Below are 26,049 nucleotides of genomic sequence, written 5' to 3'. Positions count from 1 at the left end.
CCTGTCTCTTCCTGATCGTTCCACCGTTGTTGGTCTGGTTATACTTTCATTGGCGGAACCCAGTTGCAATGATAAGCTTATTGCTGCCGGTCGCCGCGGTAGCGGCGGCGTGGCTTATGAGAACCAACGAGCCAAGCGGCGGCAGGTCACCGGCCTTATGGTTTCTTGGAGGAGCCTTGGTGTTGCTGACCGGCCATTTTATCATCATCGACGGCCCCCCGGGTATTCATGTATATAGTTCCCTTTGGACTGTTGCGCGGCCGTCATTTTGGGTGCTTATTTCTTGGATCGACGGGCCGTTTTGGTTCCTGTTCCTTTGCCTCGTTTACCTCTTGTTTCCGCGGGTGTTTCACAAAAACCTGACTGAGTGGATGGGACACGTGCACTTCGGGCTTACGTTTATGGCGGCAGCATACTTATGGTATGCGCGATACTATGCGCTTGGAGCGCACAGTATCGTACCGGGCTGGCACTTGGTCATATTCACGGAGGAAGAACAACAAGCCGGTAGGATCGTGGGCATCCTGTTGCTGTCGGCGCAGCTTCTGTTGCCGGTCAATTTGCTGCGCCCCAAAAAGGCTCCCCGCGAAACCCAGGCGAAGGCCGATTTTAGTAACATATAGAAACACATAGCATCATATAGAACTTTGAAAATCAAATACTTATGATTATCTTTGTCCCATTATGGCCAAAGAGAGATCAGGCAGCAAACAGGTCAATCAGTACGATAAAATTCTCAGGGAGAATTTAGAAGCTGCACTTCCGGGATTGATAAAAGACCTGTTGTGTATCGATGCGGTGAGCGCGGAAGAAATTCCGGATGACGTGCAGCACACGAAAGAGCGCAAACCCGATGTGTTGAAAAAAATTACCGACAATAAGGGGGACACGTTTACCCTGCATGTAGAATTCCAGGTAAGCAATGAGCCCAATATGATCTTCCGGATGGCGGAGTATTGGGTCATGCTGTACAGAAGGTATCATTTGCCGGTAAAACAATACGTCATCTATGTAGGCAAGGGCGTCCCCAAAATGGCCGATCATATTCGTTCCGGCCGGATATATTTTCACTATGCGCTTATTGCCCTCTCTACGGTGGATTACCACTTGTTGCTTCGCTCGGATAAACCGGAGGAAAAGATAATGGCCATTCTGGCCGGTTTTGGTAAGGAAAATCCGACCGTTGTGGCAAAAGATATTATAACCCAGATCATTCAAACTACTGCGGGAGACCTTGACAAACAAAGGTTCCTGCAACAATTGCGGATATTGGGGCAATTACGTAATTTAGACTCACAAATCATAAAAATCATGGATAGCGTTGCAGGTTTAATATCAGAGGAAAGAGATATTCTGTACCAGAGGGGGGCGATCAAGGGTGAAGAAAAAGCAAAAACGGAATTCGTGAAAAACCTCATGAAAACAGGTAAGTTTACCGATAAGGAAATAGCTGCCCTGGTAAATGTCTCCAAAGCTTTTGTTGAAAAGATAAAAGGGACCGTGCACTAGTCGATCGTCACCATCATTGCCCACACCCCAAATCCCTGCGCCGAAAGGCGCTTTTTTATTTCAGGCAAGAGCGGGCGATAAGCCCCGGTAAAAAAAAGGCCGCCCCCAAAGGAGCGGCCGCTGATTTTCCAAAACCAGGTGCTATGAGAAAAAATCAATGGAATTGTACTTTCCGTATGTACGAGTTCCCTCCGTAAGATCCATCCACGATATACATATTCCCCTGCTGGTCGATGGCCAGGGGTCCCATCTGGGAGAATTCAGCCTGAGACAAGGTACCGTCCTGGTATCCATAACCAGCCTGGAACAGGAGGGTGTTCGTCCCTGCAGCCAGGTCGAACACGGTCAGGTTCCGGTTGTATTGATCCCCACACACCAGGTTGCCTGTACTGGGGTCCTGTACCAGCGTGTAGGCATTGTTGAAGCCTCCAAAGAAGTGCATAAACTTCCCTGCCGGGGAATACTCATATACCGGGTTGCCACCGGTCACATAAAAGTCTCCGGACGGATCGGTGAACGCGGCGTTGGGGTTATAAAAATTATTACCTCCGGGGTAGGCCTGACCGTATGTATTATTCCCAAAATTATAAGAGAAGACCCCGCTGTTTCCATTGTAGTTCGCCTCCGTAAACAGGAGCTGGCCGGAGGGGCTGAGGCTCATGCTGGTGATGCCCCCGACGGACTGCATAAGGGTATGGACGATCCCGGTGGCCTTTATGATTTCCCGGATGGTTTGGCTTCCCTCATCGGCCACATACATATTTCCCTGCGCGTCTGTACCTAACCGGCCGATGCGGGAACTGAACAATACGCTGGACAACGGCGCGTCGGTAGCCGGGCCGGTCACGGTTGGGCTTCCCGCAAAGGTGGTGACTGTTCCGCCGGGGTCGATCATCTGGATACTGCTGTTACCGCTAAGGGTGAAGTAAAGGTTCCCGCTGACGTCAACGGCTATTCCATTGACATACGAACCGGAAGGCGCCGTATAAACGGTGGTGACACCGGCGTGGTAGAAGACCGGTCCGGTGGCGGAAAGCGGTCCGACCGTCACGCTGACGGGACCTGTAGTGACCCCCGCGGGTACGGTGACGACCAGTTGCGTATCCTGGGCGCTGGTGACCGTGGCGGGCAGGCCGTTGAAAAATACCTTGTCGTTCGCGGGTGTGGTGGCGTCAAAGCCGTTCCCACTGATGATCACCGTGTTGCCGGCCAGGCCGTTGTTCGGGGTGATCCACGTGATGTTCAGGACCTGGAATTTAAAGACGGGGCCTGTGACCTGCTGTTGGTTAACAGAGAGGGTGATCGCGCCGCTCGTGGCGCCTGCGGGTGCCGTCACCGTGAGCTGGGTTCCCGACGCGGATTGGACGACCGCCGGGGTACCGTTAAAAAGGACCTGGTTCTCGGTCGGAACGGAGCTGAAATTCGCCCCCGTGATGACCACCGTAGCACCCGCGAGCCCGCTGGTGGGCGTAACGGTCGCAATGGTCGGGAAAGGTACTTCGGTAAATACCGGGCCCACGGTCTTTTCGTTGTTAATGGTGACGTCTACGGGTCCTGTCTTGACGCCGGCCGGCGCATTCACGACAATAAGCGTATCCGCCGTGACACTGACCACGGGGGTGACGGTGCCGTTAAAATCCACCTTGAGCTGGCTGGGGTCGGTGCCAAAGCCCACCCCGTGGATGGTCACCTTGGTGCCGGCGCCGCCTGTCAGGGGAGCGATCGCGTTGATGTGCTGGTAGGTGAACACAGGGCCCGTGGCCGTTTGGCCATTGGCGCTGACCACAATGGGACCCACGCCCGCACTGTCGGGAACCGCGGCCACCAGGGTGGAGTCATTGGCCAGTGTCACGGTGGCGGCACGGCCGTTAAACGTGACGACAGGCACACCCGTCTTGCCGGTAAACCCAGCCCCGGTAATGGTGACACCGGTACCTGCGGGACCGTTAAGGGGGGAGGCACCATGAATGCTCAACAACTGGTAGGTATAGGTGCCCGCCGTGATACCGTTTACGGCCAGCGGCCCCGTTGTGCCCGTGGCCGGGGCGATGACCACCAGGGAGGTGTCCGTCACCTGGAAAATGGAGGTCTTGGTCCCATTGAAGGTGACGACGTTGGTCAGGGTATCCGGGCCGAATCCGCGGCCATAGATGGTGACCAGGGTCCCGCCCATGCCGCTGGTCGGCAGGAACGAACTCAAAGCGAGCGGTGTGCTGCCCGACTGGTCTTTTTTCTTGCAGGCGCTCAGCATCAACGCGAGACCTGTCATCAGATATAGTAATCGCTTCATGATTGGTCGGTTTTAGAATGAATACCTTATCCCGAACTGCATCTGGTACCTGGAATTGAAATAATCCACCGAATACGGCTTACCCGGATTCATGAACGTATACACGGGGTACCCGTTCTGGTTCTGCTGTGGGGGGAACAAGGTCGGTGACAACCCGACGCTCGCCGTTTGGTTGTACGTGTTCGGCACGAAGTACAACTGGCCCCAGTTCTTGTCCAGCAGGCTCGTCAGGTTGATGATGTCCACTGTCAAGGTGATGTACTGGGTCTTCCCGAAATGATACTCCTGTGCAAACCGGAAGTCCGCCTGGGTATTCCAGGGCGTATGCGCCGCGTTCCGCTCCGTGAACTGGCCCCGGCGGCTGCGGAGGTATTTATTGCCGTCGATAAAGGCATTGAATGCCGCGGCCTGGCTGGCGGCGGTCGCCGTTACGTTGCCGTTGGCGTCGAGCTGGTCCTGGAAGAAATTGATCGCTTCGCTTTCTTTGGGGATGTAGGCCAGGCTGACCTGCTGACCCGTCCCCTGGATGCTCTGGTTCACGAATCCATACGTGAACGGGGCGCCGGACTGCGCGCTGACAAACACGCTCAGAAGACTCACCCAGTGGCGGTCCCATGCCTTGCGGTAATGGATGTCCGCAATGATCCGGTGACGGATGTCGAAGTTGGACAACGCCAGCCCGGGGTTGTCCGGGTTCAGTGCCTGGTTGAGCTGCCAGTTGCTCTCCATCGAATTGCGAATGCCGTTCGAGACATCCTCGCTGCGACCGTAGGTATACGCTGCCATGAATCCAAATCCGCCGGTAAACTCACGCGATACGGTCAATGAAATGCTGTACCGGTATCCCAGTTTCGTATTGCTCATTTCGTAGGCATTGGCAAAACGCGGGTCTACCCCCGTGCTGGGGAAGATCGGCTGCAGATGATTGACGTCGTACGGGTAGTACCTCGGGTTATCCTGTATGTTTACCTGCTGGAAGGTGATGTCTTCGAGTGTCTTGGTATAGATCCCCTCGATGCTGTATTTGAACCCGCGTTCGTCGGTATAGTCCAGCGCCGCGCTCGTCCGCCATACCTTCGGCATCAACAGGTGGTTGTTCACGGCGTCCACCTGGGTCGGGCCGGCATTCTTGCTGGTGACATTGCCGCCGTTCTGCGCGATAAAGCTGGAGATCCCATTGGGGTTGTACACCATCGGGTCGGTGCCGGCGATAAAGGCTTTGTTACTGGCCTTCTGGTCGAAGGCCCCGTACGTGTCCCCGTTGTTATAAAACGAATACCCCAGCCAGGCAAACGGGATACGGCCGGTGAATAAACCCGTACCGCCCCTCAGGACCAGCTTCCGGTCGGCGGTCAGGTCATACCGGAACCCGATCCTGGGGGAGATCTGGGGAGCGTTGAAATAATCGTTCCTGATATGATTTAAGGGTGTATAGGTATAGGTAGTGCCAAAGTAGGGATCGACATACGCGCTCTGGGTCTTCGTGCTCAGGATTTGCTTCTGCGGTACTTCCGCTTCGTCCACCCGGACCCCGGGAATAAGCTTGAACCGCTCGTTGACCTGGATCTCATCCTGGATGTATGCGCTGTAGAGGTCGATATTGAACTGGGCGCTGGGATTCGATAGAATGTACGCCCGGCTGTCGTTGATATAGTTATAAGAGCCTCTGACCCGGTAGGGATTGCTGTTCAGGTAGTCGGAGATACTATTGTAGTCCACCCGGCCGTTCCAGGAATTCACGAAGTTGTAAAGGATATGGTACAGCTCGTTGTGGGTCCCCAGCGTGAGCTTGTTCGCCCCCAGGTTCAGCGTCACGTTGTCCGTCACTTCCACGCTGTTTTGTTTCATGTTGAAGATCGCCGCTTCCCGGTCCGTGCCGAAATAGATCGTCGTTCCCGGCGTATTCCCCAGGATCTGTACCTGGGGATGGATGGAGTCGCTGGGGTTCCGGTAGTCGTGCACCGTGGTATACCCCGCCACCAGGCTGTTGGACCAACGGCTGTTGAACTGCGTTTTGAGTTCCAGAACGGTGGAGCTTTGGTTATTGACCTGTTGGTAGGCGATGTCCCCGAAACGGAAGTCCTGCTGGTCCCGTTCCAGGTTGATCGCCTTGGAGAGGATGGTATTGTTGCGGAGGGCCAACTGGTTGTGGCTGTCGATGTTCCAGTCCAGGCGGTTGAAGTACTTATCGGAATTGGCATACACGTTAAAAGTCCCGTATGTCCCGGGGTCCCACCCATAATGCTGAACCGTATACTGTCGCAGGTTCTGGGCATCCGCGAGCGAAAGGATGCTACTCGACTCCGCGCTCCCCGCATTCTGCTGGATGGGGTCCTGGCGGCGCGCCAGCTCTTCATTGGTAAAGAAGAACAGCTTCGAGGTGACCAGTGGAAAGCCGATCCGGAACCCTACCTGGTAGTCGTGGAAGTCGGAGGGCTCTTTGCCCTGGTCCCCGATCCGGTCCTTTCCGGTGGTGGCGGCATTACGGCCAAAGGCGTAGATAGACCCTGTCACGGTGTTGGTCCCCGAACGGGTAACGGCGTTGATGCTGCCCCCCGTAAATCCCCCCAGCTTGACGTCGAAGGGAGAGAGGTACACCTGCATGTCCTCGATGGCATCCATGGAAATGGGGTTGCTACGGGTGCTGCTCCCCGGCATCCCCGAGGTACCGGTGATACCGCCCAGCGATGGGCTGAACCCGATGGCGTCGTTGTTGATCGCCCCGTCCACGGTGACGTTGTTGTACCGGAAGTTTGTCCCGGCAAAGGAGTTGTCCTTGGACCCCTGGGGCACCAGTTTTGTCATATCGGTGATGCTCCTGGAGAGGGTAGGCATTTGCCGGATATTGTCGCGGCTTATATTGGTCCCCGACCCAAAAGCATTGGCCCGGGCGCTGTTGCGCGTGGCCTTCACCAGGACGGACCCCAGCTCACGGACGCTGGGCGCCAGGACGAAATCTTCGGTCAGTGCGTCGCCCAGGGTGATGGTTACCCCGTCCTTCGTTTGCGTCTCCATGCCGCTATAACTGATCTCTATATGGTACGGGCCCCCGATCCGAAGGTTGGGGATGCTATAGATCCCGCTCCGCGTACTGGTCGTGGAATACCGGGTGCCCGAGGGCTGATGGATCGCCGTGATCGTGGCCCCCGGCAGCGGGTGACCGCTCGAATCCTGTACGTGACCCGTCAGGCCCCCGCTCGTCTCCTGGGCGCGCAGGGAAGACCCCAGACCGAACAGGCAAACAAATAAGCATAGTAATGGAAATACCTTCTTCATCAGTCAATTCATTATTGAATAATTAAAACGTCTGTTTGAGCACCTGGTCGATCGTATGCACGACACCATTCCCCGCCAGTATATTGGAGCGCACCAGGTTAGAAGCGCTGGTATTACCCGCCCCCTGGATGGTAATACCGGAGTACGTCCCGGGTCCGGAGGAGATCAGCGTAACGGTCGCGCTGCTGCCGTCGATCATCGTTTGCCCGCTGACGCCGCTGGCGTCTGTGGACAGTATATAGTCATAGATAAAGCGGCGGTCACTCAGGACATGGTACTTGATGATGGCCGACAGTATCGCAGGGTCCGTAGCGAGTATGCTGTCCGTGGACATAAAACCCAGGGCACGGAAAGCGCTGTTCGTCGGGGCAAACACCGTATAGACGGCGCTCCCCTCCGCGATCGTGTCCGTCAGCCCGGTGTGGTTCATGGCTTCGTTAAAGAAGGTAAGGGCCGTGTCCCCTGACAGGGCTTCATGGATATTTTTGTAAATGGGCGGATTCAAAACGGCGCTCAACACTTGTATGACCCCGTTGGAAGCAGGGAGGTTATATGCGATCACCGGGGTACCGTTGATCGTCAGGATGGTATCCCCGGCCTTTACCCAATGGGTCACATACATTTTGTCCCCGTGGAGGGTGCTGATCTCCTGGTTGAAGGAAAAGGGCAATTCATTCAGGTAATACGTCCCCCCCAGGATGTGATAGGAAATGATCTGATCCATCAGGGCGCTGCTCGTCCCTTCCACCGCTACGACATTCGCATACCCGGAGGCATTGAACGCATTATCATTCGGAACCAGCACGGTATAAGGGCCCGGTTTCAGGAGGGTGTCACCCAGGTGGGTATAGGACAGGGCGGCGGTAAACAGGCTTAAATTGCCGTTGTCCCCTATGACATAGGTCAGCCGGTTGCCGGCCGCCAGAGAGTTCCCGGAGGAGCTATCCTTTTTACAAGCCGTCAATGCCAGGGCCAGGGCTGTTATATAAAAGTAGATCCGTTGCATAACTAAGATTAAGGTTGGGGTAGCAATAAATTATCCACCGAATGCACAACCCCGTTAAGGGTGGTCATATCATAGGGGGCGACCACCGTGGCCGCTCTTCCCCCCGGGAAGTCCTGCCGGTGAAGGACCACTTGCCCGTTCACGTTACTGAACGTCAGGTATAAATAGACAGGATGCTGGTTGTATTGCCCCGCCCCGGTCGGGCTCTCCACGTACATATTGAGGGAGGGGTCGCTGAGCATATCCTGGGTATAGAACACGCCCGTGCTCTGGTGGTAATTCAGGATGGAGTCCATATTGGTGACGATGACATTATAATTCTGGTCGTAAAAATTGCCCGAGACGACGTTATAGGATTGCAGGATATAATTGTAGATATCCGTCACCGATTGAAAACCCGCCTTCCTGAAGGCATTGTTGGTGGGCACGAAAAAAGTCCTGGGCGCAAGGCCGGCCATCAATTGCAGGAAAACCGTATCGGGTCCCGAGGTATATACGGGACGGGACACAGAAATATAGTTGTTGCTATATATCGAATCGCTGATCTCGCCGGCCGCCATGAAGAAACTGAAACTGGTGTCGCCCGCGATAACGGCATAGGCCTCCTGGGTGGGCTTGGTGACAAGCGTATCCGTTTCCCACAGTACGCCGTCCGTGGCTTGAATACCCTGATTGGCCCCGACGGGGCGCCCGTTCTGCATCAGCGTCCCGTTGGTCCAACCCACGTAAAGGGTGTAGATATAGGGATTTTGGGCGCTGAATCCATTCCCGGGGTTCCAGGGTTGCCCTTGATAACTGCTTTGTATGCTGGTGACCTGCAAAAGGGTATTCAGGGGCTGGTATCCTTGAAGGGTGCTCAACCCTTCCGTGGTATATGAGCCCGTAGCCGCCAGGTAGAAGGCAATGCTATCCAGGACGGCCGGCGCATAACTTCCCACCTGCGACAGGGTAATGCCCGCCTTTTGGAAGGCCTCGTCGGCCGGAGCGAAGAGCGTATAATATTTGGCTCCCTGCGCGCCGCGCAGGCTGTCCAGCAGGTGACCCAGGTCCGAATGATGATAGATCGAGTCGTAAATCCGCAAGGTCGGGATCGAATCGATGAGCGCCTGTAGCGTCCGGTTGGGCGCCCCGGTATAGGGGATGGCCTGACCGACCGTTTTCGGCGGCTCTTCGTTTTTGCTGCAGGAAACCGCTAACCATACCAGCGGCAGGAGCCACCACCCAATTTTATGTGTCATATACATTCGTTTTGGAGTTTATTTATGTACGGCGCTGGGTAATACCACCAGGTCCGAGAGGATATGGACGACCCCGTTAGAACAGGTAAAATCCGTCTCCCCCGGTACATAGGGGGTGGTTTCGGGGTAACCGTACGGGCTGGGAATGGGGCCGATGTAATTCCCTGCCAGGTCGATCATATAACACCCGAATCCGCCGTAGGTGCCCGTCATGATAAAAGAATATCCGCCGGCCAGGGGGAAAATGGCGTTGGAATTATAAGAGACGCCTGTCGCATTGGCAAAGGCCGAGATAACCGTGAGGTCCCATACGAACAGGTGGTGTGGGTACTCGACGTAACCGGAGAACAGCGCGGGATAATACTGGCTGGTATCCAACCGGGCAATGCTGTCGGCGGTCAGCCCCCTGCCCTCCATGCCCGCATTGTTAACGGCGTACACAGTGGCCGGGTTGGCCGTCTTCAGGCCGTCCCAAAGGTTAAAGTGTTTACAGGCCGCGACAAAGTCCGACAGGTCGGGGCGGGCGGTAAGGAAATCCTGGACGGTGTACGCGTTCGACTTCATCACCGTGGGCAGCACGTGTATCACCGCATTAGCCTGCGGAACGTCGTACGTCGTCGCGTTGCCGGCCGCATTGGTGAACCCCGTTACCCTCACCCCGTCTACAAGAAAGAACGACGTGTATCCGCTGCTTGTTGAAAAAGCCGAAAGATATAGGTTCACCCCGTTCAGGTTGGGGTAGAGGTTGTCCATATTGGCAGGGATGTCGCTAAAGAACAACTTCTGCCGGAGGATATATGACCGCATCATCGTCCGGAGCGTATCGATGGGGATCTTGTCAAAATCCGAAGGGGACAGGATGCTGTCCGCGTTGAACGCCTCATTCGTCGGCACGAATACGGTAAAGGAGGCGTTGGGATTGTTTAGCGTATCCAGGAAACCGGTCTTTTTGAGGGCGGCGGCGAAAAGCGTATAGTCAAAATTGTTATTGATATAGTCTCCGGCATTCTGGAGGGTCGCATTGGCCTGCTGCTGGCTTTGGTAATTGGGCTTATTACAGCCGATAACGCACAAGACCAGGCAAGATATTATTATACTTTTTTGCATGACGGTCATGGTTGAATGAATTAATACGTCTCGACGGGGGGTGCATACTGACGCTGTACGCTCATGACATACGCCTGGTTGTTGATCACCTCCACCGTGCTGATGGTCGAGAACGAGCGGTTACCGGAAGTACCCGAGGGGATGGTGATGATCAGGTTGGGCGACAGATAGGCGTCGTTGTTGGGCGGTCCGTAATTCCCCTTTTGATAATACCGGCTGGTGCAGGCCAGTACGGCATAGTCTCCCAGGCTGGCGTTGTAGCTGGGGAAAGACCCGAGCGCAGGATAGTAGTCCGGGGACAGGAACATGAATTCTTCCCATATCCCACTACGGGTAAACGTCGTATCGACCCCGGCGTAGGCGGGGAAAACGGGGAAGCTGATGTACGGCGCCACCCCGCTGTTGTGGGACCGGATGACGGCATTGACCGGTATGTATTGGTACCCGGGTACGACCGCATTACCCGGCCAGGATGCACTGTCCGGATAATGAAGGGTCATATAGATATTCATGGTGTCCTGGATGTAGTTACCCCCTCCTTGTGTACCCTGCTGCGCGATGGCCTGGGCGGTAAAGCCATCCGCCCCCAGGTTGTAAAAATTTACATAACACAGGGAATCGTCAAAGGACAGCTTTGTGAACTGCTCCTGGCGCATATAGAAGTCAATCTGTACCGGGTTGCTGTACACGTCGTGCTGTAGCAATTCCATGGTGTATACTTCTCCCTCCGCCAGGTCGACCGTCGTATCCGCGAATACAAACTTCCTTTGGTTGGCCGCCAGTTGGAAGAAAGGGGTCTGGGAGACCGGGCGGCTGTAGAACACGAACCGGTGCTTGCCGGACGCGATCTGGGCCCAGCTGGACAAGTCAAACCCGTTCAGGATGGGGCCCACCAGGACCTTTTCGGAACCGGGATATTCATAATTGTCCACGGAGGTATTCCCGGCATTGGCCGGGTAAGGCGGCGCATAGGTCGCCCGCTTGTCCAGGAAATCACCCACGACAGCCCCCCCGGTGACGACCCCGTTCGCGTCGAACTGGGGGTCCACGACCATGGCCAGGTAGGGTTGGGGTTCGTCCTTGGTGGCGGGGGTGATCAGGTAGTTCATGCTGTTGAAAAACCGGAAATACGCCGGCTTGCCGATCGAATTGTAGGTCACTTTACGGCAGCCCATCGCGAGCAGGAGCAGCAATGACCCGATATATGATAGCGTCTTCATGTTATTGGTTGTGTTTTACGATGATCATCTGCGCAGCCGCGCCTGTTCCGACAAGTGCAACAGTATAGACGCCCGGTTCACCCGTGCTGGTGGGCAGCCCGTAAGGATAACTGGCTGCCGTGCTGTTCACAAAATCAGATGGCGTCAGGGCCGGTATATCCGACAACCAGTCTCCCGGCAGGACCAGGGGTTGCGATTGATAGACCTGGATCTGGGCAGGCATGGTATAAAAGCTGGCGACGTATTGGAGGTAGGTATCGGGCAACCCTCCCGGGGCCAGGTTCTGGGCAGCCAGGGCGGAAGAACCGTAGCCGATATTGTCCGGGAACAATTGCCCGTTCGCTTGTGTGAAGGTGACGAGGGGCAGGTCCGGACAAAGGTTCAGGAAGCGGATCCAAAAAGGGTAATACGTATGATACTGGCTGGTGGCCGCAGAGGAACCGTCTCCGCCGGTAGTCGGGCTGTACCAGCTCCCGCTCAGGTTATTTTGCACAGGCAGGATGGAGTCCGCACCACCTGGACCGGGATACACCCAGGCCGTTATATTATCCCCCCCGTTAAGGGTAAGGGTTTTCTGCGCCATGATCTGTCCACCTTTGTCGGTGACCTGTACCTGGTGTGTCCCGCTCACATACACCTGGTATGCCCCGGCGCCGGGAAAAGCCACCGAACCACCCAGGGGCTGGCCGTCCACCGTTATCGAAATATCGCTCCCGGGTACGGCATTGGCCACCTGCAAATGGGCATAGGTGACATTGGCGCCGGGTGTGATATCCGGGATCACCCAAAAGGAATTGGAAGCAGAGGGGAGGCCACCGTTTCCGTAAGGGACCTGGAAGTCGTTGTTGGTATTGACGACGATCGTGTACACCCCACCCGGTTGGTAGGTGATGATGGGCGCATAGGTCAGGGGGGAACCGCTCATCGTACCGGTTGCCTCAGTGAGCGACAAGCCCGCCGAGGTCGACACCACATCCTGTTGGGCGCTCGGCACCTGGGCGTTTTGGGCCGTCAATACCTTGAACTGGTAGGTCCCGTAAGGCAATTCGATATACCCTGAATAATTCCCGGGGATGGTCAGGGTATCCGCCGCACCCGTCGCCACATGCGCGCCGTTGGCATACGCCAGGCGCATCCCCCCGACCAGGTTGGCCGCATCGGGACCGGAGCTGAGGTTCAGGATCCGGATGAGAAAATGCGTGGGATCGGCCGCCGGGGAAATGGGCCGGGGGATTACAAACACAGAGTCGGAGGTAATCTGCAAGGTAGCCAGGGACGGTGGTATATTTTTCCGGTAGGGTACGTCGTAGTAGTCATTGGGTTGTGCATAGTCATCGGTCACCTGGAACTTCTTGTACAACGTATCCAGGGTACCGGTGTTGATCCCCTGGAGCAACTCTACCTCGGCCGTATGCTGGGCGTTGAAAAATTGCTGGGGGATCTTATAGGTCTGTCCCATCTTGCCGGTAGTGGGAAAAAAGGGCGTAGGCGAAGGATAAATGACCTCCCCAAAAGTCTGTTGAAACAACATATCCGTCAACGGCTGCCCGTTCACCGCGATGTCGGTGTACCCGTCAAGATTGACGATCCGGGCGCTCGACGAAACGATCTGCTGGGAGGTCACCAGGTTGCCGGAGGTCGGGAAGTTCGGCTTGGACTTGGCGCAGGCGCCCCAGGTAAGGGCGGTCATCAGCAGGACGACGTATTCTTTTATGGTTAATCGGAACATAGTGGGTGGTTTGGCATCAAAAGTTTGGCATCAAAACAAATGATAGGTCAGGCCGAGCATAATCTCCGAGCCCTTCTGGTAGCTCCGGCGGATATAGGTATGGCCGTAGTATTTGCCCCCGTTGCCGGGGTTGGCGTAGACCTCATTCAGGGAAGGGTTCAGCGCGTTCTTTGCATAGCCTTTGAACTGAAGGCGCTTGGTGATCATCTGGCTGAACACGATGTCCAGGATGGGCGCCGGCCGGCTGTACAGGTCCGGGGTACCGTCCAGGTTCACCTGGATCAGGCGCTCTCCGACTTCGTTGAAGGTGACGGTAACGTCCGTACCGGTATGCGGATTGGCGTAGTTGATGTAAGCGTTGACCGAATAGGGCGCCTGCTCGAAGAGGGGGCTTTTGGACGGGGAATTCCGGTCCATGATCCGGTCCGCATTCAGACGCTGCGGGTTTTTCACCACTTCACTGTTGGCAAACATCACGTTGGAGCCTAAGAAGAAATGGGTAAGCGGTTTCCATACCTTGCCCAGGTCCTTGACCACTTCCAGCTCTATACCTTCGACGTATCCCGTATTGGGATCGTTCTGGAATTCCACTGCCGGGAACTCCGGGTAAGTGGCGCTCAGACCAGCGGAATTGAGGATAAATACTTTTTCCAGCTGATGATTGATCTGTTTGTAAAAGGCGGAAGCGGACAGCACTTCCCCGGATTTCGGAAACCATTCCCAGCGAAAGTCATAGTTGGTTGTTTCCTGGTTCGTCAGGTCCGGGTTGCCCACCACCAGCGCCTGCTGGTAGGGATCGTATTCGTACACATTGGTCAGTTCCCTGATCTCCGGGCGGGCCAGCGTCGTGCTGTAGGCCAGGCGGAAATTCATTTTTTCGCTGAGGGTATAGGTCAGGTTGGCGGAATAATAAGGTTTGTAATTGGTTTTGTACCCCGAATTGGGATTGACGTATACCAGGTTCACGCTCCCGTTTTTGAGCGAAGGACTGATGTACACATTGGAGGTGTCCACCGCGCTTTGGATATTGGTCTTTTCAAAGCGCACCCCGCCTGTCAGGCGAAGGTTCTTTTGCAGCTTCAGGTCCAGCATCCCGTAGAAGGCGTTGGTTTCATAGAACCCCTGGTAATTGTTGGGGGATTTCTGGCTGTTGTACAGGAAGCCACCGACCAGGGGAGCGCCCTCACCCGTCGGGGATGTGAGCTGCTGTATACCCACGATCTTTGACCCCACCAGTTCATTCAGGTTCCCGTTCACTAAGTAAAGGGGATAGGCGCCCTCACTGGAAAAATTCGATCCCGGCAGGGACAGCACGTGCTCGGTGAAGTTCCGGTCCCGGTGCAGGTAGTTAAAGCCGGCCTTGAAGACCTGCGTCAGCCCGCCCAGCGGAAAGGGCACCGTCAGGTCCACCTTATGGTTGTAATTGGTTTCGGTCATGTTCCGGTAGCGGCGGCCATTGGGGTCCACCTGTATTTTTCCGTAGGGACCATACCCGTCTACATATCCCGACAACAGGGAGTATATATCGGGGGTGGCCGCGTAGCCGCCGCCCTGCCCCGGAACCGTGGGGGGCGTTCCATAATAGGACCCGCCCACGGGCCGGTAGTCGATCAGGTTGACGAACCGGTAGTCCGGGTCGTTCTCCGTCGCCCTGGAGGTGGCCAGGTTGTAGCTGAGGCGGGGCGCGAATTCCCCCTTGCCTATCTTGTGCTCCCCCTGGAAATTGTAGGTATTCAGGGTTCTGAACGTCTGCTTGAGCGAATAGGCGGTGTTGTAGACCGGCCCCGACAGGTTGTAGGTATAGTCGTATTGTCCGGTCAGGTAGCTGGCCTGGGTTTCCCCGCCCTGGCTACCCAGGTATTGGAAGCTGACCTGGTTCCGTTGGTTGAACCGGTAGGCCAGCCCGCCGAGAAAACCATAGTTCAACGATTCCGTGCCGGTGTACTCCTTCTGTCCTACGTATTTACCCAAGACAAGGGTATTGGGGGTAATATAGTTGGGGATCATCCGGGGGCTGTTGTTGTCGATGGCCGGGTTACCGGTCAGGATCCCCTGGTACAGGCTGTACTGGTTGAGGGTACCGCCGTCAATATCCGTCGTCCGGTGGTAGTAGCTGGCGCCGGCGATCACTCCCAGTTGGTGCCCGTGGAAGATCCTGAACGTATTGCCATAGGTCACGGAGTAAATGCCGTTCAGGGCCGCCTTTTTGTATTGGGTTGTCAGCACCGGGTCGAATTCACCCTGCATGATGTTGTTGATCCGGGTTACTTCCTGCAGGGCCGCGGTGCTGTTGCTGGCGCCCGCAATCATGTTTTGAATCTGGGGCAACCCACCGGGGTATTGGGTACTGAGGTTCAGGAAGTCCTGGTGCAAATCGTGACTCCCGATCTTTTGCCCCAGAAAACCCATGTTGCTGTTATAGTAACTGTTCACTTGTCCCCCGATCCCGATGTTGCTGTTCCAGCCCGTCTCCACCGTGACATCCAGGACTTGCTTGTCCGGGATGGACTTTGTCTTTAGCTCAACGATCCCCCCCGAAGCGTCCGCCGGATGATCGGGTGTATACGTCTTGTACACCTCGATATTGTCCAGCAGGTTGGCCGGGATCAGGTCGAGCGGGATGGAACTGCGGTCCGGGTCCGCGGAGGACATCCGCACCCCGTTCATTTCGGCGATGACACTCCGGTCACCAAGCCCGCGTACCGCTACGTATTTGTCGTCGGTGATCGTCACACCCGACACCCTTTGGAGGGCCTGGGTCGTGGTAATGCTCGCGGTCTTTTCGATGTTCTGGGCGGAAATCCCGTCCATCACGATAGAGGCGTGCTGACGCTCACTGAGGAGGGCCGCCTCGGTGTTCACCTTGCGATAAGCCTGTACGGTGATCGTACCCAGGGATTTGGAATCCTGCACCAGGCGGACCTCAAGGGCGGCGGCGTCCTCCGCGTGCACCGACCTTGCATCGTAACCAACCGAGGAAAACGTCACCACGGAAGAGGAATCGCTGACATAGAGCGAAAAGCGCCCGTTCGCGTCGGTCACCGCCCCGCTTCTCGATCCATCTTCCTGGATGTCCACCCCGGAAATCGGGGCGCCCGTTTTACTATCGACCACCCGGCCGGTCACCTGATGCGCGTGCCTGGTCGGTTTGAAATCGGGATCGCGGGACACCGCGATCGTCTTACCGTTGAGCATAAACGACAGGCCGCAATACTCTTGCAGGTATTGCAGCACCCTTCCCAAGGACACGTTCTGAAAATGCAGGTCGTGGAGGGAAACCCCACTGAGCGCGGCCTTGTCCATATAAAAGGAATAGGTCGTCTGCTTTTGCAGGGCCTCCACGAGGGTGGCGGCATCAGAGGTCTTGGCCGAGAAAGTGACTTTGTCCGTAAGGGAAGGAAACTTGTTGTTCTGCGCGTACCCCCATCGTCCGAAGGACAGAAGTACGAGACAGATAAGCATGGACCGCATGGGCATGCGGATCCCGGCAGCCATTTGTCGGGTAAACAGCATAGTCTTGATTTGCTTTTAAAAGAATTGAATATTCTCGCTATTTCGGGAGCACTACCAGTGTATTCCCTTTGATACGGTATTTATATCGGGAAATGAACAATACAATATCGAGTGTCTGGGCAAGCGGTTGTTGTTTGAACACGCCGGTCACGTGCTTTCCACGCAGGCCGTCGGGGTCTTGAATATCCAGGGACAGGCCATAGCGTTTGGCGATGCGCCCCAGAGCGTCTGCCACCGGGACCTCGTTAAAGAGCATATAGCCGTCTTCCCAATCGTGTACGTTAGTCATCTTCAGCTCCTCCATGCTGATGGTCTTTGCATTCCTGACGTATGTCAGCACCTCACCCGCCTTCAGCACCCGAACCATGGTGTCGCTGCGCACCGCCACACGTCCCTGAACCAGGGATATGCGCACCGTACCCTCATCACCATACGCTTCTATATTAAAGGATGTCCCCAACACCTGCGTGGACAACGGTCCTGCGTCCACCACGAACGGGTGTTGGTCATCACGGGTAACGTCGAAAAAGGCTTCCCCTTCCAACCGAAGCGCCCGGTGCTGGACAAAGTCTGTTGGGTAGGAAAGTGTACTATGGGGGCTCAGGTATACTTGCGAGCCGTCCGGCAAAACGCCCAACCGGGTGTGCACATCCGCGTTGTGCAAGGTTTTCCAAACTACGGCCACTTCCGTGTCGTGCCGGGTGTGCGCGTAATACAAAAGGGTCGTCACAGCTGCCGCCAGCACCGCGGCGGCGGCGGCCAGGCGCCACCACCTATAAACGCGTACCGGCTCCCCCGCTACGGCCGGGTATAGCTTTTGTCTCAACCCGGAGAGCACCTCCTCCTTCAGCGAAACGCTACCCTCCACGTCCGGCGCCGGATCCGCCACTTCCGCAAAACACGCTTCCAAGGGCTGCCAGTCGGAATCATCCGCCGCCAAATACGCCATCACGGCCCGCGTTTCTTCTTCAGTAGCAAGGCCATCGAGGTATTTGCGAATCAGATTTTTGTCCGGCATATATAGAACACACCGCAGGGAAAAAAATGTACAGGATTTTCCCCCGGCTTAATATTAAGTTAACAGAGGCCGCCGGTGGGAAGGCCCTAATTTCGTGTCTCATGCCCGAAAATCGACCATCTCCAGGCCAGGCAACCGTTCTCCGTTTTGAGAAAATATACGGTGAGACCTTCTACCGGCTGGAGATTTTCGTTAGGAGTTTTATCAAACGGGAAGAAGGCGTACACGATATCCTCCAGGAAACTTACATCCGTCTTTGGGCAAACCTCGACAAACTAAGCGACGACGAAGCCCTCCTCCCCCTGCTCCGGACCTACGCCACGAACCTCATGATCAACGCGCTCCGGAAATCCGCCAAGGAGCAACAAAGGGCCCGTCTTTTCTACGAACGCCAGGAGCTCCCCCTCTCCCCGGACGACGCTTTGGACTACAAACAAACCCTCGAAGCCTACGCCCAGGCCGTCGAGACGCTTCCCGGGAAACGAAAAGAAATTTATCGCCTGGTCGAAGACGAGGGGCTGTCTTATAAGGAAACTGCAGAACGGATGAACCTTAGTCCGCACGCCATCCGTTACCACCTCGTGGAGGCCCGCCGGCTGCTGGCCCGTGAACTGAGCGTGGATAAGCTGGCGCTGGCGGTGTTGATTGCGGAGATTTACCGGGCGTCCTGATCATCGTCGGGCGCCACCGCCTCTCCATACACCTCATGCTTAAGCCGCCCAAGACTTTCATTCATAGACGTCCCCCACACCTTGTCCATGGCGACTCCGGAAATTTTTTCCCAGGGATACCAGCGCAAACGGACCTCCAGCGACCATTGGAGAATGGTGCTATCCTTTTTCTCGAAGAGGTCGAATCCACCGCCCGCGGGGAGCAAATTTCTGAATTGGTAGAAAAGACGAATGTTGCCGGGCTCGCTTTGCAGGATGGAAATGAACATCTTGTTCTCGGGGTGACCCTTGGGATACCAGGTCACGGTAGCCTGGTGGGTGTCGGTGGCGGGGGTATAGACGCGGTTGACGGCGCTATCGGTGCCCATCCAGGTGCACCAGGAGGGCCAGCGGTGGAAGTCTTCCAGGAGGGCCTGAATACTGTCCTTCCGGACGCCGATGACGATGCTCCGGGTAACGAGGATGTGACGGGGGAAGAAGGCGGTGAGCAGGCAAAGAAAAGCCAGGAGGATGCTGATACCGATGATGACCGACTTTATCTTTTGCATAGCCTATTCCCATTTAAAGACTTTGATGGCGATGGCATAGACCAGGATCCCCCAGGCGAGCAGGTAGCCGATCTGTCCCTTGACGTCCCATATATGCGCGCCCTCGAACGCGACGTCGCGCATGGCGTCGTTGAGCTGTTTGAGCGGAAGGGCGTTGCAAAAGGTTTGGAGCCAGCCGGGGAAAGCATCTGTGGAAAAGAAGGTGCCGCCCAGCAGAAACTGCGGCATCGTCACCAGGTTGGCGAAGGGGGGAATGCTGCTCTCGTTCTTGGCCACGCTGGACACGATAAAACCAAAACCCATAAACACCACCAGCCCGATAAAGCTCAGCAGGAGCATGTCGAGAAAGGTCGCCCAGCCGTGCACCAGGGTGAAGTGAAACGAGAGATACCCGATCCCGATGATGACCACCGCGGTGATCATCTGGAAGGTCACCCGGGAAAGGCCCTCGCCGAGCACGATATAGGTCCGGCGGATGGGCGTGGCAAAAAACCGCTTCAGGACGAGCGTCTGCCGGAGGTTGAAGAACAGGAAGGCCACCCCGAAGATCCCGGCACTGAGAAGGGAAAAGCCGAGCATGCCGGGCAGGATGAAGTCGATCATCCGGTATTCCCTGCCGGGTAGTACCACCGGTTCGGCCAGGGTGGAAAACGACGGCCGTCCGGGAAAAGCCCTTTTGTCGATTTCTGCGTTCAGGGTTTTCAGGACGGTTTCCAGCAGGGGAAACTTGTCCATACAAGCGGAAGACGTCGTGGTATGGATCGTGTAACGGGGATAGGCGCTGTCCGCCGGATTGCGGGTGATGTCGATGATTGCGGTGATCCGGCCCTTGCGGACGTCGGAGAGGATTTTGTCCTGCGGCTCGCCCGTGACCAGTTTGACGTTACCGAATTTTTCAAGGGCGTAATAGACCCAGTTGGCCGTATCGCTGGAGGGCGACATGGCGACACGGATGCTGGGACCACCTCCGCCGATAAACCCGAACACCAGGATAAAGATGAGCGGAAATCCGAGGCTGAATACGACGGCCGAGGGGCTGCGCAGGATGGCCCTGAAGCTTCCTTTGGCAATGGCGAACATGGCCCGCCATTGGTTGTACGATGATTGCTGTGCCATGGTTGACGATCGTCGAGCGGGCCCTGCGGGCCCGCGTCGGGCGGGGCGAAGCTACGCGATTTTAGCGGATATCCACGTCGTAAGGCAAGCGCACCTCGACCTGGCCCACCATCGCCTTGATCCGGCGCATCTGCTGAAGCGTCGTCCAACCCTCGGGTCCAAGCTCGTCTTTGACGGCCTTGGCGGCGACGCCGTGACCATAGTTCTTGAAGTACCGCTCCAGGGCGGACTTGGCCTCGGGGTATTCGGTGAGACCGTATTCTTTGATCCTGGCAAGACGGGCGGCGCAGTCGATGGCATCCTGAAGGTGGCCCAACCGGTCCACCAGCCCGATGGACAAAGCCCGTTCCCCCGTCCAGACGTGGCCCTGGGCAATGGTCTCCACCTGGTCCAGGGACAGGTGGCGGCCCTTGGACACGTTGGTTTTGAATTCCGTATAGGTGCTGTCCACGCCTGCCTGGGCGAACCGCTTTTCCGCGTCGGTCAGCGGGCGGCTAAAGGTACCCTGGTCGGCAAAGGGGGCTGTCTTGACGCCGTCGAAAGTCACCCCGAGCTTGTCCTTGAAAAAGCCCTGGAGGTTGGGGATGATGGAAAACACCCCGATGGACCCCGTCAGGGTTCCAGGCTCGGCAAAAATGGAATCGGCCCCGCAAGAGATGTAATATCCGCCCGAGGCGGCGAGGTCACCCATCGACACGACGACGGGTTTGCCTTCTTTTTTCGCCTGGAGCAGTTCCCTCAGGATGATGTCGCTGGCCAGGGAGCTTCCCCCGGGAGAATTGACCCGCAGGACGATGGCCTTGACGTGGTCGTCCTGGCGGGCTTTGCGGATCCATTTGACGTATTCGTCGCAACCGATCTCCCCTTCCTGGCCCGCTCCATACACGATGTCGCCCTGGGCGTAGATCACCGCGATCCGGTCGGTGGCGTCGTTATCGAGGTCGATCGCATCGGCGTATTTGGACAGGGACACGAAATTGATGTCAGCCCCCGCGTTCAAACCCAGCTTGTGGCGGAGCTCTTCCACGACCTCACCGCGGTAGCGGGTGCCGTCAACGAGGTGGTATTTATCCGCATCGTGTGCGGTCTGGATGGCGCCGGTTTGTTCGAAACCCGCCAGGGTGGCGGTGTCGATCTTGCGGGACTCGGAGGCCGCCGTGAGCAGCCCCCGGTTGAGGTCGCCCAGCCATTCCCCCGTCTGGAGGCGGTTGGCGTCGCTCATTTTATCCGTCCGCAAGGGCTCCGTGGCGCTTTTGAACTTGCCGTCGTAAAAGATCTGGGGCTCGATACCGAGCTTGTCCAGCGCGTGTTTGAGGTACATCACCTGGGTGGACAAGCCGGTCCATTCCATGGCCCCCGCGGGGTTGCAATAGATCTTGTCCGCGGCATTCGCCACGTAATAGGCCTTCTGGTCGATGACGTCCCCAAAGGCATAGACAAACTTCCCCGAGGTTTTGAAGTCTTCCAGGGCATGGCGCAGTTCCTGGCTGGTGGCAAAACCGTTGGCATTGCCTTCCGCGCGGATAAAGATCCCCCTGACGCTGCTGTCGGTCTTCGCATAGCGGAGCAGCCGCACCACCTGGAAAAGACCAGGGCTGGTGGCGTCTTCCCGTCCGAAAAAGCTACTCACATCATCCGTCCTTCCCTGTTCCTGGATAGGCGTGGACAGGTCCAGGTACAACACGGCATTTGTCCCCACCTTTGTCTTGTGGGACGTCAGCCTCGCGGTAATCACCCCGATAATACCAAGGGATACGAAGAAGGCGATGATGCTGAAAATGATCAAGGCCAGCAGGGCCGCAAAAAACGATGAGAAGAAACTACGCATGGGGATCCAAATAATGGGTTAAATATAGAATTTTGGGCCATGAACGAGGTAATATTATTGACGGGCGGGAACCTGGGTGACCGGCAGGCATTGCTGGCGGCGGCCCGGGACCTGGTCGGCCGGGACATCGGCCCCGTCCGGAAGGCTTCCTCCCTTTACGAAACGGCACCCTGGGGGAACCAGGACCAGCCCGCCTTTCTCAACCAGGTCCTGATCGTGGACACGGCATTGTCCCCGGGGGCCGTGTTGGAACGCATCGGGTCGATCGAAGCGGCGCTTGGCCGGAACCGCGCGGAGAAGTGGGGGCCGCGGCTCATGGACATCGATATTCTTTTTTACGGTCGCGCAATAATCGATACTGCGGAGCTCCGCGTTCCCCATCCCGAAATCGCCAACCGGCGTTTCGTGCTGGCGCCGCTCGCGGAGGTGGCGCCGGAGCTTGTTCATCCCGTATCGGGGGTAACGGTCGCGGAATTGCTGGCGGCGACACCCGATACACTGGAGGTACGACGGGTGTGAACAATTTCCCCGCCGAGTCTGCGGGACCTTCCCTATCTTGGACCCCGCAAACATGCACTACCGTTTCATAACGATCGAAGGCAATATCGGCGCGGGCAAGACCACCCTGGCGCACCTCCTCGCCCGCCATTACAGCGCAAGGCTCGTCCTGGAAGAGTTCGCGGACAACCCGTTTCTCCCGAAATTTTACGAAAACCCCGCCCAATACGCTTTTCCCCTGGAGTTGTTCTTTATGGCGGAGCGCTACAAACAGCTCAAGGAGCTCCTCTCCCGGGACCTGTTCAGCAACCTCACCATCTCCGACTACCTGTTCACCAAGTGTCTTCTTTTTGCAAAGGTCACGCTGTCGGATGAAGAGTTCAGGCTGTATCAAAAGCTCTTCGACATCATCCAGCCACAGCTCATCAGCCCGGACCTGCTCGTTTACTTACATGCCCCTGTCAGCAAGTTGCAGGAAAACATCCGCAAACGCAACCGTTCCTACGAACAACACATCCCCAACGAGTACCTGTACCAGCTCCAGGAAACCTATACCCAATATATCCGCCAGCACAACCTGAAGACCTTGTTCATCGACGTGAGCAAGGCCGACTTCCTTGGAAATGAGCGGCACCTGAAAACCGTGCTGGACGCGTTGGACAAGGAATATGGGGAGGGGCAGCACTACCTCACGTTGCCCGATTAACGGTTTCACCCTAATTTTACGGGATACCATGCAGCAGAAGAACATCGCTCTCGTCACCATCGGTATCCCCGAATTCAGGTCTTACATTTTTGCCCGTCTTTGCCTGGTCATGGCCTTGCGCATGACCGCCACGACCGTGGGCTGGCTTGTATGGCAGGTCACCCGGAACCCGCTGGCCATCGGCGTGGTGGGTCTTTCGGAAGTGATCCCCGCCCTGTCCCTGGCGTTGTATGCCGGACACGTCATCGATAAAAGCGAAAAACGGGGGCTGACCCTGAAAACCCTGTCGTTTTACGTGGGGAGCTCGCTTTGCCTGCTGGCGATATCGTCTCCCTATGTCCTCCACCACCTTGACAACCACCTCATCGCCTACGCGGTGTATACGGTGATCTTTGGGACCGGTATCCTCCGGGCCTTTGCCAATCCGGCCATGGCGTCCATGATCAGCCAGATCGTCCCCCGGGAGCTCCTGGGGAACGCCGTAAACTGGAGTCAAAGCACCTTTTTGGGTGCCTCCGTCCTCGGACACGCCACCGCCGGTTTTCTCATCGGTAACTTTTCCTATACCGTGGTCTTTTCGACGATCGGGTGTCTGCTCCTGGCGGGTATCTTTTTCGTCAGCCTGCTGAAACCAAAGCCGATGAGCCAGCAGTCGCCGGTCAACCAACGGACCTGGGCCAGCGTCAAGGAAGGGCTGCGCTTCGTCTACAAGACCAAGGAGGTCCTGGGGGCGATGAGCCTGGACATGTTCGCGGTGTTGTTCGGGGGTGCGGTGGCGATGATCCCGGTCTATGCGACCGACGTCCTCCACGTAAGCGCCCAGGGGTACGGCTGGCTCAACGCCGCCTCCGATATCGGGTCGGGGATCATGATCGGCTCCATCACCTTTTTCCCCCTAAAACGCAAACAGGGGAAGATCCTCCTGATGGTGGTTTTTGGCTTCGGGCTTTGCATCATCGCCTTCGGTCTGTCCAAGTGGTACTGGTTGTCCTTTGCGGCCCTGCTGCTCAGTGGGATGCTGGACGGGGTCAGCGTGGTCGTCCGGGGGACCATCCTGCAGCTCAAAACGCCCGACGAAATGAAAGGCCGGGTATTGTCGGTCAGCTCCATGTTCATCAATTCTTCCAACGAACTGGGACAGTTTGAGAGCGGGCTGGCGGCAAAGCTCATGGGCGTGGTGCCTTCGGTCGTTTTCGGGGGGTGTATGACGTTGCTGGTGGTGGTCACCACGTGGTTCAAGGCGCCGAGCTTGCGGAAGATGCAGTACTAGCCACCCGCGGCGCCGGCCGTCAATTTTTCCAACACATAGTATACTGCCGGGCAAATCTCACTGTTGGTCAACGTCAGTTGCGGCCTTTTGAGCAGCACATCCTCATCGGTATAAGGATACCGCGCGCAATCGGACGGCCGGTCCTCGTAGATGCTGCACGCATTGTCCGCCCCCAGGAAAGGACAGGGAGAAGACTTGACCACATAGTCCCCGTCCGTATCGAGGCGGAGGTAGGTCTCGATAAAAGCCCCCTCCTTCATCTTGAGCCGGCGGGCGATGCGTTTGATGTCGGGGGTTTTAAAACGCGGGGAATAGTGTTTGCAGCAATTCGCACACGTCAGGCAATCGATATGGCTAAACGCCTCGGCGTGCAGCGCCGGCAGGCGGTCGAGCGTTTTGTTCTTGTCCGCCCTTTTTAACCATCCCTGGTACTGTTTGCGGTGTTCCACCGCCTTTTTATGCCAATTCCGCAGCAGGTCTTCGCCCATAACGACGCAAAAATCGTTATTTTTACGCTCTAAACCGAATCGTCATACCCATGGGGTCCCTAAGAGAACAATGGCTCATCCTTTTGTCCACACCCATCTATTTCATTGTGATCGGGCTGGAGATTTTGCTGACCCACGCCCAGCAGCGGCGAGCCTACACCCTCAAGGACACCATTACCAACTTTTACCTGATGATCGCCAATGCGTCGATCGACCTGGCCTTCCGGGGCGTCTACGTATGGATCCTGCAATATTTCTATAACCACCGGGTGCTCACGCTCCAGGAAAGCGTATTGTACTGGGTCGGCCTGCTGATCGCCGAGGACTTCATGTATTACTGGCTGCATCGGATCGATCATTTCTGCCGGTTTTTCTGGGCGGTCCACGTCACCCATCATTCCAGCAGCCACTTCAATTTTACGGTCGGCTTCCGGAGCAGCGTGTTCGAGCCGCTGTACCGCTTTATTTTCTTCATACCCCTGGCCTGGCTGGGTTTCAGCCCCTTGAACATCGCCTTTATGTACTCGGCCACCCAGATCTGGGGGATCCTGGTCCATACCGAAAAGATCGGCCGGCTCGGCTGGCTGGAATATATTTTTGTCACCCCTTCCCACCACAAGGTCCACCACGCCAGCAACCCCAAATACCTGGACAAGAACCTGGGGATGTTCCTGATCGTCTGGGACAAGCTCTTCGGCACCTTTCAACCGGAGGACGACCACTACCAGCCCGTCCGCTTCGGGTTGACGAAGGAGCTGGAAAACCAGGGGCCGGTCAACATCATTTTCCACGAATGGCAGGCCATCGTGAAGGACCTCCGGGTCAAAGGGACCAACTGGAAGCAAAAGCTGAGCTATATCTTCGGTCCTCCGGGTTGGAGCCACGACGGCAGCCGCCAGACGTCGAAGCAGCTCCGGGAGGAAGAAGACGCTATGCACACCGCCCGTGGATAACCCGCGCCCGGGTTACGGTTATTATCTACAAGCGTCGTACCTTTGCAGATCCAAAAAGGTCAACC

The 26,049-nt window shown here is 56.5% G+C and carries 20 protein-coding genes; 7 read left to right on the top strand and 13 right to left on the bottom strand.

Annotated elements, in window-relative coordinates:
* Positions 1-68 precede the first annotated feature (68 nt).
* Positions 69-623, top strand: coding sequence for a hypothetical protein (locus EDB95_RS08840; RefSeq protein WP_133992727.1), 555 nt, complete (start codon positions 69-71; stop codon positions 621-623).
* A gap of 61 nt (positions 624-684) precedes the next feature.
* Positions 685-1,509 carry a hypothetical protein gene (locus EDB95_RS08835; RefSeq protein ID WP_133992725.1) on the top strand — a complete coding sequence of 275 codons (825 nt, stop codon included), beginning with the start codon at positions 685-687 and terminating at the stop codon, positions 1,507-1,509.
* Between the two features lie 154 nt (positions 1,510-1,663).
* On the opposite strand, the gene EDB95_RS08830 is transcribed toward EDB95_RS08835, so the two are convergent.
* Genes EDB95_RS08830 through EDB95_RS08790 form a run of 9 tightly spaced genes read right to left on the bottom strand, consistent with a single transcriptional unit; the run spans position 1,664 to position 17,906 of the window.
* Positions 1,664-3,799 carry an IPT/TIG domain-containing protein gene (locus tag EDB95_RS08830; protein WP_133992723.1) on the bottom strand — a complete coding sequence of 712 codons (2,136 nt, stop codon included), beginning with the start codon at positions 3,797-3,799 and terminating at the stop codon, positions 1,664-1,666.
* Positions 3,800-3,811: 12 nt separating this feature from the next.
* Positions 3,812-7,075 carry a TonB-dependent receptor gene (locus EDB95_RS08825; RefSeq protein WP_133992721.1) on the bottom strand — a complete coding sequence of 1,088 codons (3,264 nt, stop codon included), beginning with the start codon at positions 7,073-7,075 and terminating at the stop codon, positions 3,812-3,814.
* A gap of 22 nt (positions 7,076-7,097) precedes the next feature.
* The gene (locus tag EDB95_RS08820; protein ID WP_133992719.1) at positions 7,098-8,081 is read right to left on the bottom strand and encodes a fasciclin domain-containing protein; all 984 of its coding nucleotides are present in this window, start codon (positions 8,079-8,081) and stop codon (positions 7,098-7,100) included.
* Between the two features lie 8 nt (positions 8,082-8,089).
* A complete protein-coding gene (locus tag EDB95_RS08815; protein ID WP_162852526.1) occupies positions 8,090-9,319 on the bottom strand; it encodes a fasciclin domain-containing protein in 1,230 nt (409 codons plus the stop codon).
* A gap of 18 nt (positions 9,320-9,337) precedes the next feature.
* Complete coding sequence (locus tag EDB95_RS08810) at positions 9,338-10,426, bottom strand: fasciclin domain-containing protein (RefSeq protein WP_162852525.1); 1,089 nt, start codon at positions 10,424-10,426, stop codon at positions 9,338-9,340.
* 20 nt (positions 10,427-10,446) lie between these two features.
* The gene (locus EDB95_RS08805) at positions 10,447-11,646 is read right to left on the bottom strand and encodes a hypothetical protein (RefSeq protein ID WP_133992713.1); all 1,200 of its coding nucleotides are present in this window, start codon (positions 11,644-11,646) and stop codon (positions 10,447-10,449) included.
* Position 11,647: 1 nt separating this feature from the next.
* A complete protein-coding gene (locus tag EDB95_RS08800; protein WP_133992710.1) occupies positions 11,648-13,375 on the bottom strand; it encodes a DUF4397 domain-containing protein in 1,728 nt (575 codons plus the stop codon).
* Positions 13,376-13,405: 30 nt separating this feature from the next.
* A complete protein-coding gene (locus EDB95_RS08795) occupies positions 13,406-16,888 on the bottom strand; it encodes a TonB-dependent receptor domain-containing protein (protein WP_211352062.1) in 3,483 nt (1,160 codons plus the stop codon).
* A gap of 37 nt (positions 16,889-16,925) precedes the next feature.
* A complete protein-coding gene (locus tag EDB95_RS08790; RefSeq protein WP_133992708.1) occupies positions 16,926-17,906 on the bottom strand; it encodes a FecR family protein in 981 nt (326 codons plus the stop codon).
* Positions 17,907-18,007: 101 nt separating this feature from the next.
* Here EDB95_RS08790 and EDB95_RS08785 point away from each other — a divergent pair, with 101 nt between their 5' ends.
* Positions 18,008-18,577 (top strand): RNA polymerase sigma factor, encoded by a 570-nt coding sequence (locus EDB95_RS08785; protein WP_162852524.1) that lies wholly within the window; start codon positions 18,008-18,010, stop codon positions 18,575-18,577.
* Here EDB95_RS08785 and EDB95_RS08780 read toward each other — a convergent pair.
* The 3 genes from EDB95_RS08780 to sppA all read right to left on the bottom strand — a co-directional run bounded on the left by EDB95_RS08780 (position 18,562) and on the right by sppA (position 22,069).
* The gene (locus tag EDB95_RS08780; RefSeq protein WP_133992704.1) at positions 18,562-19,125 is read right to left on the bottom strand and encodes an SRPBCC family protein; all 564 of its coding nucleotides are present in this window, start codon (positions 19,123-19,125) and stop codon (positions 18,562-18,564) included. The genes EDB95_RS08785 and EDB95_RS08780 overlap by 16 nt on opposite strands.
* Positions 19,126-19,128: 3 nt before the next feature.
* Positions 19,129-20,241: an ABC transporter permease gene (locus EDB95_RS08775; protein WP_133992702.1), complete on the bottom strand. Its 1,113-nt coding sequence runs from the start codon at positions 20,239-20,241 to the stop codon at positions 19,129-19,131.
* Positions 20,242-20,302: 61 nt separating this feature from the next.
* A complete protein-coding gene (sppA, locus tag EDB95_RS08770; RefSeq protein WP_133992700.1) occupies positions 20,303-22,069 on the bottom strand; it encodes a signal peptide peptidase SppA in 1,767 nt (588 codons plus the stop codon).
* 39 nt (positions 22,070-22,108) lie between these two features.
* Between sppA and folK the strand changes: the two genes are divergently transcribed.
* From folK to EDB95_RS08755, 3 genes are read left to right on the top strand one after another with little or no spacing between them, the layout of a single operon-like run.
* The gene (gene folK, locus EDB95_RS08765; RefSeq protein WP_133992698.1) at positions 22,109-22,588 is read left to right on the top strand and encodes a 2-amino-4-hydroxy-6-hydroxymethyldihydropteridine diphosphokinase; all 480 of its coding nucleotides are present in this window, start codon (positions 22,109-22,111) and stop codon (positions 22,586-22,588) included.
* A gap of 52 nt (positions 22,589-22,640) precedes the next feature.
* The gene (locus EDB95_RS08760; protein ID WP_133992696.1) at positions 22,641-23,273 is read left to right on the top strand and encodes a deoxynucleoside kinase; all 633 of its coding nucleotides are present in this window, start codon (positions 22,641-22,643) and stop codon (positions 23,271-23,273) included.
* Positions 23,274-23,301: 28 nt separating this feature from the next.
* Positions 23,302-24,543 (top strand): MFS transporter, encoded by a 1,242-nt coding sequence (locus tag EDB95_RS08755; protein ID WP_133992694.1) that lies wholly within the window; start codon positions 23,302-23,304, stop codon positions 24,541-24,543.
* Here the strand turns inward: EDB95_RS08755 and EDB95_RS08750 are convergent.
* The gene (locus tag EDB95_RS08750; protein ID WP_133992692.1) at positions 24,540-25,031 is read right to left on the bottom strand and encodes a YkgJ family cysteine cluster protein; all 492 of its coding nucleotides are present in this window, start codon (positions 25,029-25,031) and stop codon (positions 24,540-24,542) included. The two genes, EDB95_RS08755 and EDB95_RS08750, sit on opposite strands and share 4 nt — an antisense overlap.
* Before the next feature lie 50 nt (positions 25,032-25,081).
* On the opposite strand from EDB95_RS08750, the gene EDB95_RS08745 reads away from it, so the two are divergent.
* Positions 25,082-25,984, top strand: coding sequence for a sterol desaturase family protein (locus tag EDB95_RS08745; protein WP_133992690.1), 903 nt, complete (start codon positions 25,082-25,084; stop codon positions 25,982-25,984).
* The last annotated feature ends 65 nt before the right edge of the window (positions 25,985-26,049 follow it).

It is taken from the genome of Dinghuibacter silviterrae (genome assembly GCF_004366355.1).
GTDB classification, from domain to species: Bacteria; Bacteroidota; Bacteroidia; order Chitinophagales; family Chitinophagaceae; genus Dinghuibacter; species Dinghuibacter silviterrae.
Note: the sequence above shows the minus strand (reverse complement) of the source record. Positions and strands in the feature narration are given on the sequence as shown.